Raw genomic sequence first — 17,588 nt, 5'->3', positions numbered from 1 at the left:
CCTCCTATTACTTTCCTAGCAACTCATGAATGACTGCAACATCTAAGCTTCCTTCTTCAAAGGGTCTTTTTCTCATTCTATGTGGTATTACAAGCTTCAGGGCTTCAGCTAAGTCCTCTTTAGTCACTATAACTCTACCATTAAAGGCGGCTATTGCAGTAGCAGTTTTAATAGCAGTTATATCGCCTCTATGTCCATCTAGTCCTAGCTTTATACATATCTCAACTGTAGCCCCCAATATATCATCTCCATATGTTACTTGAGGTAATATTTTCTTTGCCATAATTATCTTTTCTGTAAGCTCTTTGTTTTCTCTCTCATAACTATCTATAAAAGCCTGTGGGGCCTTCTCGTAGCTAATACGTCTATTTATTACTTCTATTCTATTTTTACTGCTCTTTTCCCCAATTACATCTACAACTAAACCAAACCTATCTATAAGCTGAGGTCTAATGTCCCCCTCCTCCGGATTCATAGTTCCTACTAAAATAAAGTTTGATGGATGTGAGTAGGATATGCCCTCTCTTTCTATGTTGTTTACTCCCATGGCAGCAGCGTCCAATAATATATCTACTATATGATCCTCTAAAAGATTTATTTCATCTATATAGAGAATATTTCTGTTGGCGAATGCAAGTATTCCAGGTTCAAACTTCTTTTCGCCTTTTTTGATAGCTGTCTGTATATCTAGTGTACCTGCCACCCTATCCTCTGTAGCATTTATAGGGAGTTCTATTACTTTCATTTTTCCTTCTCTTGTTTCAAGCTTTTGACCAATGCTTACTTTGCGTCTGCATTCTTCACACATTTTATTTAACTCTAATGGATCACAGCTATACGTACAATCCTCTACCTCTATTCTGCTGGGTAAAAGGTCTACGATGGATCTAACAGCTGTAGATTTCCCTGTTCCCTTTTCTCCTCTGATGAGAACTCCTCCTATGGCAGGATTAATTATGTTAAGGAGCAATGCTTTTTTCATTTCCTCTTGACCAACTATGGCAGTAAATGGATAATTTTTTACCTTTTCTGTATTCAGCTTAATCACGTCCTTTTCTACTTCATTTCTCTAAAACTCATGTAAACTCCGATAATATAAAGACCAATAGAGTATATAAGGAGCACTAAAATAGCTTTGTAATGAAACTCACCTCTTAAGACAATTCCTCTAAGAGAGATAGAAGCTTGAGAAAGAGGCAAAATGCTTATTATTTTCTTTATGGCTAAGGGCAGGTTGTTCAAGGAAAAAAAAGTTCCACATAAAAAAGACATTGGCATCATTATATAGGTAGTAAATCTGTTCATATCATAATGACTATCTATAGACAAGGCTGCTCCATAGCCAAGGGCAGAAAATAGAAAGCTATTTAAGAAGCATACTATTATAAAATAGACATCCACATCTAGTTTAATTCCAAATATATAGGATACAAACACTATGAGGGCGGCAGCATACATACCCCTTAGTGCTCCTGATAATATATGCCCTAATGCCATCAATGGCATTCTGACAGGGGCAGTTAAGTAATATTCAAAGCTTTTTTCATGCAACTTAGATATATTTATTCTAGTAGCTACTGCATTAAAGCTGGTATTCATAGTAGAAAGAGCTATTATGCCTGGTATTATGAAATGCATATAGGTTGAGCCTTCTATTACTACATCCCTTCCAAGTCCCCAGCCAAAGGCTATAAGATATAAAATAGGGTTCATAACAGCACTAGCAGTAATCTTTCCAATTCTTCTTTTGAAAAATATAAACTCTCTCCACATCACAGTAAGTACTTCCATTTTATATTACCTTCCTATTTGTAAAGTTATAAAATACATCTTCTAGAGTAGTTTCTCTGAGGGTATAGCTTAAGCTCATTATTTTGCTGGAGTAATTTATTGCTTCTTCCTTACTCTGAAAATGCTTGTATATGGTTTTCATCTCATTATCAAAGTATTCCATAGTATAAGCTCCCAGTTCCTTCTTAAGATTATCAGGAGTATTATTATCTATTATTTGTCCTCTGTCAATTAAACACACCTTATTACAAAGATAATCTGCTTCCTCAATATAATGTGTAGTCAGTAATACAGTTTTGCCCATAGTCTTCATTGCCTTTAGTATGTCCCATATTTTTCTTCTGCCATTCAAATCTATGCCTACAGTAGGCTCGTCCAAAATTATAATCTCTGGATCATTTATCAATGCCTTTGCAATCATTAATCGTCTAGCCATACCTCCAGATAGGTTCATTGCTTTTCTATCCTTATAGCTCTCTAGTTCTATAAACTCTAATAGTTCAGATATCTTTTGTTTATAACTTCTGATACTAAAGAGTTTAGCTGCAAATACTAAATTCTCATATACTGTAAGTTCTTTGTCAAGATTAGTATATTGAGGCACTATTCCCAGTATTTTTTTTGCGTCTTTATTATTTCTAGTCATTTTCTGCCCATTAATGTAAATCTCTCCTTCAGTTGGCTTTAATAGTCCTGTAAGCATTTTTATAATTGTAGTTTTTCCAGCCCCATTTGGACCTAGAAGTCCTATAAAGTCTCCACTATCAATGTTTAGGCTTATATTATTTACGGCAATAAAATCATCAAATTTTTTTGTAACATTTTTTATTTGTATCACATCATCACTTCCAAAAATTTATTTAGGCAATAGTTTTTTTGGGAATAAAGTATGGACAGTTATTTACCTTGTCATCGTATATATCTGCTTCTATCCTAAAGACATCCTTTAATAAGCATTCCTTAATTATTTCACTAGGTCTTCCTAATTTGCACATTTCGCCATCTTTCATAACTAGAATCATATCTGAATATCTTGCTGCTTGGTTCAAATCATGCAAAACCATAACTACAGTTAAACTTAATGTTTCATTTAATTCCTTTACCAGTTCTAAAACCTCCACCTGATAGGATATATCAAGAAATGTTGTAGGCTCGTCAAGTAAAAGTATTTTTGGCTTTTGCGCCAATGACATAGCTATCCATGCTCTCTGTCTTTCTCCTCCTGAAAGTGTAGCAACAAATCTCTTTCTTAAGGAGCGAAGTCCCGTCTTTTCTAGTGCCCAGTCTATTATTTCCTTATCCTCCTTTCCTAGCCTTTTACCAAACTTTAAATGAGGATATCTTCCGTAGGATACTAGCTCTTCTACAGAAATATCTGATGATACATTTTTTACCTGTGGCAATATAGCCAATTTTTGTGCAATTACTTTAGTATTTATCTCGTTTATATTAATTCCTTCTATATAGATATTGCCTGTTGATGGCTTTAAACATCTGCTCATAGCTTTAAGCAAAGTAGACTTTCCTGAGCCGTTAGGTCCTATGATGGTGACTATCTGACCAGAATCTATTTTAAAACTAAGATTTTTAACTGCTTCCTTCTCTCCATAATTTACACTTATGTTTTCAATCTTCATTTTCATATCAATATTCTCCTCTTCTTCTAAGTAGGTATAAGAAAAACGGAGCTCCTAATGCTGACATTATAATACCTACAGGTATTTCCGTAGGAGCAAACAAAAGCCTTGCTATAGTATCACATAGCATGACTATGCTAGCACCTGTAAATATAGACGCTGGCAGTAGGTATCTATAATCAGAGCCTATAAACAGCCTAGTCATGTGTGGGACTATAAGTCCTACAAAGCCTAAAAGCCCTACAACACTTACTGCACTACCGGCTAACAGTGATGATATTATTATGAAGATGAATCTAGTCTTTTCTACATTTACTCCTAGCCCTGTTGCTACTTCATCTCCTAGCATTAGTATATTCAGCTTGTTTGGTATGAGTAAAAGCAATATTATTCCCACTGTTGCGTATGGAAATATGGTGTTTACATGCTTCCAATTAGTTGCAGAAAGGCCTCCTACCATAAATCCAATGACTCCAGCTACTTTATTCGGAAAAAAAGTCATTATTGCATTTGTTCCAGCTCCTAATAATGAGGATACTGCCACACCTGCTAGTATCAAACGAGTTGGCTGCACTCCTTCCTTCCATGCTAGGAAATATATGAATAGAGTAGCCAGCAGTGCACCAACAAAGGCTCCCACAGGTGCTAAATAATACAAGTCAGGCAAGAGTATTAGAATGATTAATGTCATAAGCCCTGCGCCAGATGAAACACCAATTATATTAGGTCCTGCTAAAGGATTTCTCATAACTCCCTGTAGTATTGCTCCAGATAAGGCTAGACATGTGCCAACAAATGCAGCTACTATAGTTCTAGGTAATCTAACATTCCATATTATCTGATAGTTTACTGTAGATTTGTCAAATAAAACTGCATTTATTATCTCCTTAGGTGATATATTTACAGCTCCATTTCCTATACTTATAAAAAAGCTGACTACTGCAATACACATAAAAATAAATAAAATGAAGCTCTTTTTAATCGTTTCTTTCTTTGTATTACTACTGTTCATAGTTTCTATTCCCCTTAGATTATTAGCATTTTAGATAGGCTGTATAGCCTTGTAGTATAAGTTTAACGATAGCTGAATAGTAATCAAGCTACCGTTAAACTATTCTTTAATTGTCTACATTTGCGATTTCAATGAATTAATTTCTCATTAGATTAAGTAATTGGCTTTCTTCAATAGCAACTATACGCCCCTATTATTAATTAAATACCTCTGGGTAAAGTATTTTTGCTAGTCCTTCATATGCCTCTACATATCTTGCATTCGGTTTGTATAAATACAGATCCTTTGGCAGAACTATGTATCTTCCTTCCTTTACAGCTGTAAGAGATGACCATGCTGGATTATCTTCAACGTCCTGCTTTAATCTTTCCATTATTTTTTCTTTGTCACTTCCCATAGTTTGTACAAATATAAAGTCTGGGTCCTCCTGAATTATTTTTTCCATGCTGAAAACTTTAGCACTTGCTGGATCTGTTTCTGTATCAGATATATTTATAGTATTTAAATCTTTAAGCATTTCTCCTACCATTGATTCTGAGTTTCTAACTGTAATACTTTTAGCTGAAGCAAATATGATTAAAACCTTGTAATTTTTATCCTTAGGTGCTTTTTCTACTATTGCATCTACACCCTTTTTAACTTCGCTAATATGCTTTTCATATAAGTCTTCTCTCTCTGTTATTGCAGTGAAGAGTCTTACTGACTTATAATAGTCCTCTAGATAGTCATTTGCTAAGGATATAACCTGAATATTATTTTGTTCTAGTACTGGAACCATATCTGCCTGAACCTTGAATCCGTTAGATAAGATAACTAAATCCGGCTCTAATGCTAAAACCTTTTCAAGACTTGGAGATCCTGATGTTCCAACTACTTCAGCTGACATAGCGTTTTCAACAGGCTTTTCTTCTGCTTCCTCTACTCTGCCTATTACCTTTCCTCCACAGCTATCCCAAATATCTAGATAGGAATTATATAAGCAAACTACTCTTTGAGGATTCTTTTTTATAGTTACCTCTTCCCCTCTAGCATCTGTAAATACTACATTGTCCTCATTAATAGTTATTCCATATTCAGATACAGGTTGACTTGTTTCTGTGTCCTCATTAGCTTTTACTTCTCCATTGCTAACTTCGTTTGCACTGTTTACCATCTCATCCTGTTTTCTATTGTTTTGGCTACAGCCTGTAAATATTGCATTAATCATTACAATAACTAATAAAAGTGATAATACTCTTAATTTTTTCATAGCTCATTCCTCCCACTATTTTTAGTTAACTATTTTTCATAGCATCCTTTAAATGGCATAAGAATATATCCTGAATTTTTTTATTTTCACCTAATCCATTCAAAGTTACTTCTACATGAAATCCATTTTTTATTAACATGCTTTTCCATGAATCCTCTTCGTCACCAGCCATATCATTTAATGCATGATCTCCTGCTACAAGCATGAATGGTATTAGCTTCACACTACTTATTTTTTTCTCTAGAAGCTGTGGTATTATGTCCTCTAACTTAACACTTCCTTCTACTGTTCCAATAAATATATTATTTGAGTACTCTTTTCTAAAATACTTCTCTAATAAATCATATCTGCTGTCTGAGGCATGGTCAGTTCCGTGTCCCATAAAAACCACAGCTTCGTATTGATTTAGAGCCTTAAACTCAATTGCCTCAACTACTTTTTTGTAGTCTGTATCATCATTTAATAGCGGTGCTCCTACGTGTATTGTCATATCATCATTCTTTTCTTTAAACAAATTCACTTGATTTAAAAGCTTGTTGTACTCATGTCCAGGCACTATGTGAAGAGACTGTACAAACACTTGAGCAATGCCTTCCTGATTCATTTTCTGTAATGCCTCTGTTACATTGTTTACTAATATACCATCTCCTTTTTTTAGCTTGTTGATCACTATTTGAGAAGTAAATGCCCTCTCTACCTGGTATTCACAAAACTCTCTTTTTACTTTGTTTTCTACGCTTTCTATGCATAGTTTTCTAGTTTCTTCATAACTAGTCCCAAAGCTTGCTACAATTATCCCTTTTTTCATCTTCTCCTCCTCATGATTAATATTCCCCTTCTGTAATGAGATTGTAGTTTTAAGCAAACAAAAAACCATAGCCTTTGCAAACTATGGTCAATAGTATAAATAATAAACTATACTTAAAATAACCACTTCCCACCGAAGGCTTATTTATAAAATCTACAGGCAGGTCTCCTGACTTGTGGTACTCCCTACTATCAAACCTTCCCAGAGAAATTTCTCCAGTGGCATATTATGATTTCGTTCCCACTTACAGTAGCGGGGGCTGTAGCGGATTTTCACCGCTTTCCCTTTTAACTTCCTTCTAAAGAAGCACCTGTAATGTTTAGCTATTTAGTTGTAATTTTTATAATTTTTCTTTATGCTATCTATGACTTCTTCTATACTATTGCATATATTGGGATAGTCTATGTTAGGACGCTGTATCAGAATCACATTTACCCCTGTTTCCATTGCTCCTTCAATCTTTTCTTTAGTTCCTCCAGCGTCTCCACTATCTTTTGTCACCATATGCTTTATATTATAGTTTTTGTATATGGCTTTATTGAGCTCTTTTGTAAAGGGTCCTTGGACTGCTATTATCTGCCTTGGAAGTAATCCCAACTCTTCGCATTTCTTCACTACAGCATAGGTAGGAAGAACTCTTGTATATAGCCTATCTATATCAAGGGAAGATGTGAAGATATGTAGGTTATTGCTACCAATGGTCAATAGAACATTCCCTTGAGTTTCCTTTAAATATAGTACTGCACTGCTATAGTCCGGAAAATAGTGTGCTCCGTCATATATATGCTCTTCTCTTTCAAATCTTAAATATTGTATTCCCATAGATTTACTTGCGGCAATAGCATTTTTTGAAACCTTGTCTGCATATGGATGGGTAGCATCTACTATATATTGTATATCTTTTTCTCTTATTATCTTTTCCATATCAGGCTTTTCCAATCTACCTGATATTATCTCTGTTATATTTTTATCAATTTCAGCTAGCATTTTTCCATACTCTGTTGCCGTAGATACTATTACAGAGTAACCTGTACTTGCCAGCAATTCTATTATTTTTCTTCCATCAGATGTTCCTGACAAAACCAGTATCATAGCCTATAGCCCCTAGGAGTTATCATCATTTTTTTTACTGAGTATGTATTTGAATTTCCAACAATAACCGTCGTAAACATATCTATTTCATATTTTAGCATATCACCAAGGGTGGTCACTATAACTGATTCACCATATCTTTTAGCATTTCTAACTATGCCTACTATTGTATTTTTACTTTTATATTTTAAAAGTATCTCTCTAGCTATCTCTATTTGCTGCTGTCTCCCCTTGCTTTTAGGATTATACAAACATACTACAAAATCTCCCTCTCCTACACAATGAAGCCTTCTTTCAATTAGTGACCAGTCTGTAAGCAAATCACTTAAGCTTATAGTGACGTAGTCATGCATGATAGGTGCTCCTAGAGAAGCTGCTGCTGCATTTGCAGCTGTAACTCCTGGCACTACCTCAACCTCTACATCACTTCCATCCTTTAATACTACTTCTAGCATTATTCCAGCCATTCCATATACACCAGAATCTCCACTGCTAACTAATGATACAATTTTTCCTTGTTTTGCATATTCTAAGGCTTCTATGCATCTTTCTATTTCCTTTTTCATTCCGCTAGAAACCACTTCTTTATTTTTTATCATATCTTCCAACAAGTCAATGTAAGTCTTATATCCGACTATTATGTCTGATTTATCTATAGCGATTTTAGCGTGAGAAGTCATATGCTCTCTATCTCCTGGCCCTATACCTACAACATATATCTTACCTAGTTTGTTCATCTATACTTCCTCCCATATAGATAAGGTTATTCCACCATAGGATTTTTTTCTCATTAAAAAATGTCCTTTCGTAGCTGTAAGTTTGGCACAAGGCTCACAAACTGCACCTACTCCTATGGCTTTTCTAACAAACTCTGAACATTGGAATTTACTCTCTATAGCCTTTATTTCTTCTCTTCCTACTATTTTAACAATGGTTTTATAGTGCTCTGCAGCTTCAAATATTCCCGTCTCGTTCTGTTTTACATCTACTGTTGCAAAATGCAGTATACTTCTACAGTCAATGTTCAAAGATCTTAATGCTTCATCTATTGCATTTATTATGGCTTTACTACTAGTGCCTGCCCTACAGCCAATTCCTATTATTATATTTTTAGGTATTAGCTGAACCTGGTACATATGATTAATATTCAAAAGTTTGTTAGTTATATAGATTGTCCCCTTTGCCTCTCCTTCTGTTACTATGTTATCAGGAAGCTTTATGTCAATATTAATATCTGATTCTATGCGGACTGGCTCATTATTTACTATGAGCGCTGTAACCTTTTTAGCATTATCCATACTAGATATGCAACATTCTAATTCTTCTGCTAAGGTATCTACTGCTATCAACCCATTGACATCTGATGCTGTGGTTATTACAGGCTGTCCTCCTATTTTATCTGCCAATAGCTTAGAAGCTTTATTTGCTCCTCCTAAATGCCCTGATAGCAAACTTATTATAAACTGTCCTTTTTCATCCATAACTAGTATACCAGGGTCTGTGGTCTTATCTACTATATACTTTGCTATGCTTCTAACTACTATTCCAGTGGCCATGATAAAAAGTATAATATCATAACTATAAAATATACTTCCTATAAATTCATCAAGATTTTTGTTTATTACTATTGTTTCCTCATCAGCCCATTTTTCTAAAGTATAAATATCTAAGCTTATATCACCTAGCAGCCTCTTTACTTTCTTGGCTTGCTGAGTTCCTCCTTTAGTTAAGGTAACTACTGCCCAGTTCATTTTGCACTCCTATATTCATGGCTAAAGTTCTTATCATATAGTTTAGATAATTCATACTCATCACCTAAGAAGTCTCCAACTAATATCTGTGCAGTCTTAGTTATTCCCTCTGCCTTCACTTTTTCAGCTATATTGCTAAGATTTCCTATCACTATTTTTTGGTCATCCCAGCTAGCTTTTTGTATAACTGCAACTGGCGTATCTTCTCCATAGTGCTTCTTCAGCCTATCTGCAACCTCATCTATCATATGTACAGATAGAAATATAGTCATAGAAGCCTTATGTGACGCCAAGCTCTCAAGACTTTCTCTTTCAGGCACCTTAGTTCGTCCTTCTAGTCTGGTGCATATTATTGTCTGCGAAACATTCGGAAGTGTAAACTCCTTTTTTATAGCTGCAGCTGATGCTACAAAGGAGCTAACTCCAGGTATTACCTCACTGTCTATTCCTAGCTTTTCAAGAGCGTCTATTTGCTCTCTTATTGCCCCATATATACTAGGGTCTCCTGTATGAACTCTAGCTACTTTTTTACCTTCTTTAATGCTTTTATCTATTACTTCTATTACTTCTTCCAATGTCATAGAAGCACTATTATATACTGGGCTTCCTGCTTTTCTCCCTTGAAGCACCTGTTCATTTACAAGAGAACCAGCATATATGATTACATCGGAATCATCTATTATTTTTTTACCTTTTATAGTTATAAGCTCTGGATCTCCAGGCCCTGCACCTATAAAATATACTTTGCTCATATTAGACTCGCCTCACTTTTACTTCTTATCTGCAGATATAATGTATGTTGGATTTTGAGCCTCCATCATAGTTAAACTGCCTACTGTTCTTCCTTTTGATATGGATACACATATTACCTCTATATTTTCAAATCCACTTGACTTCATAAGCTCTTGTGATCTATACAAGTTTTCTATCGTAATGGCATTGACTACTATCCTTCCTGTTGGCTTTAAGTTTTGTGCTACCCATTCAAATATACCTATTATATTTCCACCAGTTCCTCCTAAGACTACCTTATCAACTTTTCCTATTTGGGTTAAAACTTCTGGAGCTACTCCTTCTACTACATCTATATTACTCATTCCAAAAATACTCATATTTTCCTTTATAAGCTGTATTCCTTCACTATTCTTCTCTACTGCATATACCTTTCCCTCATTAGCTATTAAAGCAGCCTCTATAGATATAGACCCGGTCCCTGCACCTATATCCACTACTAAATCTGTATTTTTAAGTCTTAGTTTGCTTATGGTAATAGCTCTTACTTCTTCTTTAGTCATAGGCACCTTCCCACGCTTAAATAAGTTATCAGGTATCCCTGATGTGGCATAAACCCATCTATTCATTGCTAATCACCACCACACAAATATGGTACTCCCTTTTCTCAACAAAATCTTTAATACTTCCCTTAGTTACTTTTTCATTTTCATACGATAGATTCTCTCCCACATACATTATCTTATTGTCAATTCCATTTCTCAACAACTCAGAAGCAATTCTATCCGGAGTCCACTTATTATCAGTAAGCAGACCTACTTTCCCATATTCTTTAACCTTTTCAACAAATTCATTTTCTCTGCCATGTAAGCTTCCTAAATAAGCATCTTCCCAGCTTTGTCCTATCCTTGCAAACATATACTGCATAGAGCTAATTCCTGTTATTACTTCCAGTTCCTCAGAATCAAAATGTTTCTTTAGATATCTAAGCATACTATAAAATCCTGTATCTCCTGAAACCACTATACATACTCTTTTACTATTTCTGTTTTCTTTTATAAAATCTACCATCTGGGATAAGTTATTTCCTACTATAAAAACAGATTTATCTGTTATATCAATACTTTCAAGATTTCTTTTTCCTGCAATTATTATATCTGACTGAGCAATAATGCTAACCGCCTTAGGTAATATATAATCAGGATGACCTGGTCCAAGCCCAACTACTGATATTTTATTCATACCTTGAACTCCTCCAACATTAGACTACCTTGGCTACATATGCCCAAAACACCATGTTTTAAAGAAAAAATTAATGTTCCGAACTTAATCTGCCCATGAGCTCTCTCTTCACATTTTTGACTTATCTTCTGTGCGATAAATTCAAATACATTTTCCATATTATTTTGTAGGATAAAATCTACAGCTTCTTCTGTAGTATTGCTCTCCATTATGTTTCTTACAAGCTGTCTAGAACCTCCAAGGAGTGCACAGTTTGCTGCAAGAGTTTCTAGTCTGCCATCTGCTACCTTGCTATGTGTATTAAATATTCCAGCAGCAACCTTGATGAGCTTGCCTATATGTCCTACAAAAAAGATTTCTTCCATATTGTATTCAACTGCTTTGTCTATCATAAATCCTATATAATTGCTAGTCTTAATTAGCACTTTTTCGTTCAAATCGTACTTTGTCCCAAAATCCTTTCCATAGTTTCCTGGTGAAAAAATAATTTTTTTAACACCCTGCTCCTTTAATATGGATAGTTCTAGCTCTAAGGAGCTTTTAAGCGCTTCCTCTGACATAGGCTCAACTATTCCAGATGTTCCTATTATGGATATACCTCCTTCAATACCCAACTTAGGATTGAATGTTTTTTTAGCTATCTCGACTCCATCTGGTGCAAATATTTTGATATTTACACCTTCACCATCAGGAAGAACCTTTTTAACCTCTGATAATATCATTTCTCTAGGTACTGGATTTATGGCATATTCTCCTACAGGTACTGACAATCCTGGCTTAGTAACTAAACCTATACCTAGTCCACCTGTTAAATTTATATTTCCTTCATAGTTTCTGGTAACCTCTGCATATATTCTAAGACCATCAGTAGAATCTGGATCATCTCCAGCATCTTTTTTTATACAGCAAGTTGCACTGGCATTATTAAATGATGGCTCCTCAACCTTAAGCTTAAGTCTCCATCCCTTAGGAGTATCTATTTCTATAAAATCTAAGACTCTTTGAGAAAAAAGCATTTCCGTCGCAGCTTTTGCAGCAGCTGCTGCACAGGAGCCTGTAGTATATCCATATCTAAGCTTCTTTCCGTCTTTAACTACATACCTTTCTAGCATAGCTTATCCTCTACATCATGTACAAAAGGGCATTGATTATTGCTGCTGCAACAGTACTTCCACCTTTTCTACCTCTAGTTATTATATAAGGTATGCCTAAATCTCTGATGGACTCCTTAGACTCTGCTGCACCGACAAATCCCACAGGTACTCCAATTATTAAGTCAGGCTTTGTTTTTCCCTCTTCTATTAGCCTTTTTAAAGTAAACAATGCTGTAGGGGCATTTCCTACTGCAAATATCCTTATATTTTTGTCTAAAGCTGCCTTTTCTAAGGCTATCATGGACCTAATCTTCCGATTACTAACAGCTTTGAGGCACTCTAATAAAGCTCCAGTATATAGGAATATTAGATAGTATCAGTTTTCTATTCCCTTTCTAGCAGGTACTCCCTGTTTATAATAGTGCTTTATCTCTTTCATTTCAGTAACTAAATCAGCAAACTCTATTAGCTTTTCATCTGCATATCTACCTGTTATTATTACCTCCACATGTGGAGCCCTGCTTTTTATAACATCAATAGCCTCTTCTACAGTAAAAAGCCCATAAAATATGGCTATATTCAGTTCATCTAATACCACTAAATCATGTTTTCCTTCTGTTAAGATTTTTTTACAAGTTTCTAATCCATCCTTAGCCAGCCGTATATCTTCCTTAGTAGGTTTATTGAATATAAAGCAATCTCGCCCAAATTGGTGTATTTCAAAATTAGGCAATAATCCTTGACTCTCAAGCTCACTATATTTCATTCCTTTTATAAACTGCCCAAAATACACCTTCTTCCCTGCACATACTGCCCTTAGAGATAAACCTAAGGCTGCTGTGGTCTTACCTTTACCGTTTCCAGTGTATACATGTACATATCCCTTGTCCATTTGCCCTCCTCCAATTTATCTACCTTTATAATCTAAACATTTATTTAAGAATTCTTCTAAAAAATCTAAATTACTATAGAAGTGAATATGAGGATATCCTGCTACTACATTGTTCTTTGTTAATCCGCACTTCCACTCTCCTATGAATTTTTCTCTATACTTACTTATATGATAGTAGTAATCCAGTCCATCATTTTCTTCTATACAGGATCTGTGGAACTCATGACCTCGTATCCTTATTCCTGTTTTAGTCTCAATATTTACATATCCAAATCGATTTAGTCTATTAGTCATCATAGCTTTGGTATCAAAGAAACCAACCATTTCATGACATTTTCCCTGTAAGTCTACTATCCCCTTAGTCAGATACATCAATCCTCCACATTCTGCAAAGGCAGGAAGCCCTTTATCTAGCCATTCTTTAATGTTTTTTCTCATGGATAAGTTTTCTTCCAGCTTCTCTGCAAATATTTCTGGAAAGCCTCCTCCTATATAAAGACCATCTAGTTCATCAGGAAGTTTAGTATCCTTTATAGGGCTAAAGGGTAAAAGCTGAACTCCTGCTTCCTTCATTAGCTGTAGATTATGCTCATAGTAAAAGCTAAAAGCAGTATCCATTGCTATACCTATTTTAAGCCCCTTATATTTCATATGTATATCTTTAGCAGGATTTGCACCTGGTTCAATATCTCCTACATTTGCTATATCTTCTAAAGCATCTAAGTCAATATATTTCTCAACAAGCTCTACCAACATATCTGTTTTTTTGCTTAGCTCTTCCACTTCATCTGCAGGTATCAGACCTAAATGTCTGCTTTGTAAAGATACTCCTATATTCTTGGGTAAATATCCTAGACATTTTATTCCTAAATCCCTCTCAACCACAAGCCTCATCATCTCGTAGTGCTTTTCACCACAGACCTTGTTAAATATTACACCCTTAAGGTCTACATCCTTGTCATACATCATATAACCCATTACAAGGGCCGCTGCACTTGTAGACATAGCGTTTCCTTCAACTACTAATATTACTGGTGCCTTAATAACTTTGGCTACATGAGCTGTACTTCCATTGCTTTTATCTATTCCAAAGCCATCATACATTCCCATGACACCTTCAATAATGGATATGTCCATGTTCTGATTGCCCTTATTGAACAAATATTTTACAGTATTGTTGTCTAAAAGCCAGCTATCTAGGTTATATGAAGGATTTCCTGTTACAAACTTATGAAAGCTAGGGTCTATATAGTCGGGTCCAACCTTAAAGGGTGCAACCTTTTTTCCTCTCCTAGTAAGTGCTGCCATAATTCCTAAGCTTAATGTGGTTTTTCCACAACCGCTATGAGTTCCAGCTATTACTATTCTTTTCATTGTTTTTGCCCCCTTTAGCAAAATAAACTAAGACTTATTTGTAAAAGTCCGCCTATTAAACAGGTATAATATATGGAGTCTTATCTCCATTTCTTCTTAATATGTCTACTTTAATATCATATACGGTTGATATATTTTCCTGAGTCAGTACCTTTTCAGGAGTATCCATGATTCTAACTTCCCCTTTATCTAAGAGTATAAGATAATCACTATATCTTCCTGCAAGGTTTATATCATGTAAAGTCATTATTATAGTCAACTTTTTTTCTCTGTTAAGCTTCCTACATAGCTCCAATATTCCAACCTGATATTTTATATCCAAATTAGATATTGGCTCATCTAATATGAGTATTTCTGGTTCTTGGGCAAGAGCTCTAGCTATCATAACTCTCTGCTTTTCTCCACCACTTATTTCATTGATGCCTTTATCTCTAAGTTCCCAAACTCCAGTATTTATCATAGCTTCCTTAGCTATCTCTACGTCTTTTTTGCTTTCACTTTTGAATCTGCCTATATAAGGATACCTTCCCATAAGTACCACATCAAAAACAGAAAAATCAAACTGAATATCCGCACTTTGGTGAACAACTGCTATTATCTTAGCTAGGTCTTTGTATTTAATATTAGATACATTTCTATTGTTTATTAGTATGTTTCCACTGTTCGGCTTTAAGATATTGCATATATTTTTTAAAAGGGTAGTCTTGCCAGAACCATTTGGTCCTAATATGCTTACAAAGCTGCCTTTGGGAATATCCATATTAGTGTTCTTTAACACTTCATCTATATCGTATTTAAATGTTAGATTCTCTATAAGCACTGCAGTATTCATAATGTACACCTCAAGATAAGTTTTATATAAATCTACCAATTTTATTTACAGGTATCGGAAAAGAATTCTTCAATTTTGTGTATTCATTTTCTTCTATAGAAATTATGGCACATGTTGCAGGTCCTGCTGACTTATTTAGGTCTATTTTTAGATAATCATCTAAACTGAATGTTAGATTATTAGCCCTTGCTATTTCCCTCAGCTCATAAAATATACCCTTTGAGCCTACTGGTAAAATTTCATATATTCTAGGGTTCTTTTTCAGCTCTAATAAATGATGAATAGATAATATATCCCCTTGTTCCTCCAGTATTTCATAGCCCACCTTTGGGATTCCAACTACTACAGCTAATGAGCCTAGTACAGCTCTTGGTTGCTTCCAATTATTCTTGTCTATAATGCCAATTATAGTTATTCCCATGCCAGTTTGACATGTTGGAAAATTTTCTTCTGTGCTCCCTGTAATTATTTGAGTATCAGGTAAACCTAATGGTGCTGTAGCCTTCTTAATTCCTTTAATTATTCTTTCTCCCGTATCATTCATCTCTACTGACAGGGTATTAACTATAGTTATAGGTTCTGCTCCAATGGCTAATATCTCCTTAAGAGCCACTTGAGCTGTTAAATCCCCTAAGATCTCTGGTTCTACTTGAACTAAATCCCTTTCTTTGTTTCCTATGGCTCCAGACGAATCACAGGCTATGACAATGGTTTGATTTTGATTTATATCGATAAAGGTTAAATCTCTAAATTTGCTTATCTTCATAATACCAGTCCTAGTTCATTCTTTTATTGAGTGCTTTAAAAACTAACATAGCCAAGAATACATTAGCTACTGATGCTAATGTAAGAGGCACGATAAGAGTACTAAAAAGAGGCCAGCCATTGAATGGGAGACCAAAAATAATTGATAACGGTACTGCAATTAAAGTGCCCACTGGTCCATTTAATACTATAGCAACAACAGAAGAAACAATTGCTCCTCTTTTCTTATATATAACTCCAAATAAATAAGCTATTAACCCCATCTCTATAATTAAAAATATATGCATAGGCAGTGTCATTGGGAAACCACTCGTTGCTGCTGTAAGTAAATGCCCAAGTGCTGCTACTATTGCACCTTGTACAGGTCCTAAAAATAGTGCAGCAAAAAATCCTGGCATAGAATCAAATGCAATACTTCCACTTACCTTTATCATAGCTCCAACTGCTGATAAACCAATAAGCATTCCACAATATGTTAATCTGATGATATTATTGCTATAAGAATTTTCAGTTGTCTTCATTATTACCTCTCCAATTTTTAGTAAAATATTAAATAAGTTTTCATGACATCAATACATTAGAAAAATATAAGACAAATATAAATATTCCTTGGGAAAACTCTATTATAAAGCCTATAGTGTCGCCTGTCATTCCGCCAATTTTCTGTTTTATGTTCTCAGTAGATATAAGTACTACTAAGTATGTAATAGTCAGTACAATTAAAACCTGTAACTTAAAAAACAAAATTCCAAGTAAATAACTAGATATAACTGCCAAAACCGCTTCACTTGTTCCACAATTTTCGACAAATGCTTTTCCCATCCCCTGTCCTTCTCTAGCATATTGACTAATTGACGCTGACAAAATAGCTGCGCTCCGTCCTACTACAGGAACTAAAATAATGAACCCTAGGTCTATGTAACTTGTAAATACTAGATTCCATATTATCAAGAGTAATATTCCTAGAACCCCAAAAGTGCCTATTCTACTGTCCCTCATTATTTCTAGAATCTTTTTTTTATCTCGGTTGCTAAATAATCCATCAAAAGTATCTGCTAGTCCATCTATATGAAGACCACCTGTTATGCCTATATAAATAACCCACGTTAATAAGGCTATTATAGGACCATGAATAACGTTCTGAAGAAATACAGGAATATACATGATAGCCCCTACTATCAAGCCAATAAGGGGGAGAAATTTAATTCCTCTAATAAAATCCTCTTCATTGTATTCATAGTTATATGTTACTGGTATCCTTGTAAAAAAGGTTATCATCAATAATATGCTTTTCATAATAAACCTCGTTATATTTTT

At 34.8% G+C, this 17,588-nt stretch carries 20 protein-coding genes, 1 pseudogene and 1 riboswitch; all 21 genes and pseudogenes read right to left on the bottom strand.

From position 1 onward, the window contains the following. Positions 1-7: 7 nt before the first annotated feature. Positions 8-1,048 (bottom strand): ATP-binding protein, encoded by a 1,041-nt coding sequence (locus DW1_RS02760; RefSeq protein WP_242942421.1) that lies wholly within the window; start codon positions 1,046-1,048, stop codon positions 8-10. Positions 1,049-1,056: 8 nt separating this feature from the next. Next, positions 1,057-1,791, bottom strand: coding sequence for an ABC transporter permease (locus DW1_RS02755; protein ID WP_074349091.1), 735 nt, complete (start codon positions 1,789-1,791; stop codon positions 1,057-1,059). A 1-nt stretch (position 1,792) separates the two neighbouring features. After that, the gene (locus DW1_RS02750; protein ID WP_074349090.1) at positions 1,793-2,629 is read right to left on the bottom strand and encodes an ABC transporter ATP-binding protein; all 837 of its coding nucleotides are present in this window, start codon (positions 2,627-2,629) and stop codon (positions 1,793-1,795) included. Between the two features lie 22 nt (positions 2,630-2,651). Beyond that, positions 2,652-3,434 carry an ABC transporter ATP-binding protein gene (locus DW1_RS02745; RefSeq protein WP_074349089.1) on the bottom strand — a complete coding sequence of 261 codons (783 nt, stop codon included), beginning with the start codon at positions 3,432-3,434 and terminating at the stop codon, positions 2,652-2,654. 1 nt (position 3,435) lies between these two features. Continuing rightward, positions 3,436-4,440, bottom strand: a complete 1,005-nt coding sequence (locus DW1_RS02740) for a FecCD family ABC transporter permease (protein WP_074349088.1) — start codon at positions 4,438-4,440, stop codon at positions 3,436-3,438. Between the two features lie 196 nt (positions 4,441-4,636). Continuing rightward, the gene (locus DW1_RS02735) at positions 4,637-5,689 is read right to left on the bottom strand and encodes an ABC transporter substrate-binding protein (RefSeq protein ID WP_083605486.1); all 1,053 of its coding nucleotides are present in this window, start codon (positions 5,687-5,689) and stop codon (positions 4,637-4,639) included. Positions 5,690-5,714: 25 nt separating this feature from the next. Next, on the bottom strand, positions 5,715-6,497 hold the full coding sequence (locus DW1_RS02730; RefSeq protein ID WP_074349087.1) for a sirohydrochlorin cobaltochelatase: 783 nt from the start codon (positions 6,495-6,497) through the stop codon (positions 5,715-5,717). 140 nt (positions 6,498-6,637) lie between these two features. Beyond that, a riboswitch (cobalamin riboswitch) is annotated at positions 6,638-6,826 on the bottom strand. Next, a complete protein-coding gene (gene cobK, locus DW1_RS02725) occupies positions 6,825-7,589 on the bottom strand; it encodes a precorrin-6A reductase (RefSeq protein WP_074349086.1) in 765 nt (254 codons plus the stop codon). (Overlaps the previous riboswitch by 2 nt.) Continuing rightward, positions 7,586-8,326: a precorrin-3B C(17)-methyltransferase gene (cobJ, locus tag DW1_RS02720; RefSeq protein WP_074349085.1), complete on the bottom strand. Its 741-nt coding sequence runs from the start codon at positions 8,324-8,326 to the stop codon at positions 7,586-7,588. The genes cobK and cobJ overlap by 4 nt, the downstream gene beginning before the upstream one ends. Then, entirely contained in the window at positions 8,327-9,340 is a 1,014-nt protein-coding gene (gene cbiG, locus DW1_RS02715) for a cobalt-precorrin 5A hydrolase (protein ID WP_074349084.1), read from the bottom strand. After that, positions 9,337-10,092 (bottom strand): precorrin-4 C(11)-methyltransferase, encoded by a 756-nt coding sequence (cobM, locus tag DW1_RS02710; protein WP_074349083.1) that lies wholly within the window; start codon positions 10,090-10,092, stop codon positions 9,337-9,339. Before cobM ends, cbiG begins: the two co-directional genes overlap by 4 nt. Before the next feature lie 18 nt (positions 10,093-10,110). Beyond that, positions 10,111-10,701 carry a precorrin-6Y C5,15-methyltransferase (decarboxylating) subunit CbiT gene (gene cbiT / locus DW1_RS02705; protein ID WP_074349082.1) on the bottom strand — a complete coding sequence of 197 codons (591 nt, stop codon included), beginning with the start codon at positions 10,699-10,701 and terminating at the stop codon, positions 10,111-10,113. Further along, positions 10,694-11,314, bottom strand: a complete 621-nt coding sequence (gene cbiE / locus DW1_RS02700) for a precorrin-6y C5,15-methyltransferase (decarboxylating) subunit CbiE (RefSeq protein WP_074349081.1) — start codon at positions 11,312-11,314, stop codon at positions 10,694-10,696. The genes cbiT and cbiE overlap by 8 nt, the downstream gene beginning before the upstream one ends. After that, a complete protein-coding gene (gene cbiD / locus DW1_RS02695) occupies positions 11,311-12,426 on the bottom strand; it encodes a cobalt-precorrin-5B (C(1))-methyltransferase CbiD (protein ID WP_074349080.1) in 1,116 nt (371 codons plus the stop codon). The genes cbiE and cbiD overlap by 4 nt, the downstream gene beginning before the upstream one ends. 10 nt (positions 12,427-12,436) lie before the next feature. Continuing rightward, positions 12,437-12,724 (bottom strand): annotated as a pseudogene (locus DW1_RS02690) (precorrin-8X methylmutase); the annotation flags it as partial. A gap of 60 nt (positions 12,725-12,784) precedes the next feature. Then, positions 12,785-13,300 carry a cob(I)yrinic acid a,c-diamide adenosyltransferase gene (gene cobO, locus DW1_RS02685; RefSeq protein WP_074349079.1) on the bottom strand — a complete coding sequence of 172 codons (516 nt, stop codon included), beginning with the start codon at positions 13,298-13,300 and terminating at the stop codon, positions 12,785-12,787. Positions 13,301-13,315: 15 nt separating this feature from the next. Continuing rightward, complete coding sequence (locus DW1_RS02680) at positions 13,316-14,674, bottom strand: cobyrinate a,c-diamide synthase (RefSeq protein WP_074349078.1); 1,359 nt, start codon at positions 14,672-14,674, stop codon at positions 13,316-13,318. 55 nt (positions 14,675-14,729) lie between these two features. Then, positions 14,730-15,506, bottom strand: coding sequence for an ABC transporter ATP-binding protein (locus tag DW1_RS02675; protein WP_074349077.1), 777 nt, complete (start codon positions 15,504-15,506; stop codon positions 14,730-14,732). 22 nt (positions 15,507-15,528) lie between these two features. Further along, complete coding sequence (locus DW1_RS02670; RefSeq protein ID WP_074349076.1) at positions 15,529-16,272, bottom strand: AIR synthase related protein; 744 nt, start codon at positions 16,270-16,272, stop codon at positions 15,529-15,531. Between the two features lie 10 nt (positions 16,273-16,282). After that, positions 16,283-16,792: an ECF transporter S component gene (locus DW1_RS02665; RefSeq protein ID WP_074349075.1), complete on the bottom strand. Its 510-nt coding sequence runs from the start codon at positions 16,790-16,792 to the stop codon at positions 16,283-16,285. A gap of 40 nt (positions 16,793-16,832) precedes the next feature. Continuing rightward, positions 16,833-17,567 (bottom strand): adenosylcobinamide-GDP ribazoletransferase, encoded by a 735-nt coding sequence (cobS, locus tag DW1_RS02660; protein ID WP_074349074.1) that lies wholly within the window; start codon positions 17,565-17,567, stop codon positions 16,833-16,835. Between the last annotated feature and the right edge of the window lie 21 nt (positions 17,568-17,588).

The organism is Proteiniborus sp. DW1 (assembly GCF_900095305.1).
GTDB lineage: Bacteria > Bacillota > Clostridia > Tissierellales > Proteiniboraceae > Proteiniborus.
Note: the sequence above shows the minus strand (reverse complement) of the source record. Positions and strands in the feature narration are given on the sequence as shown.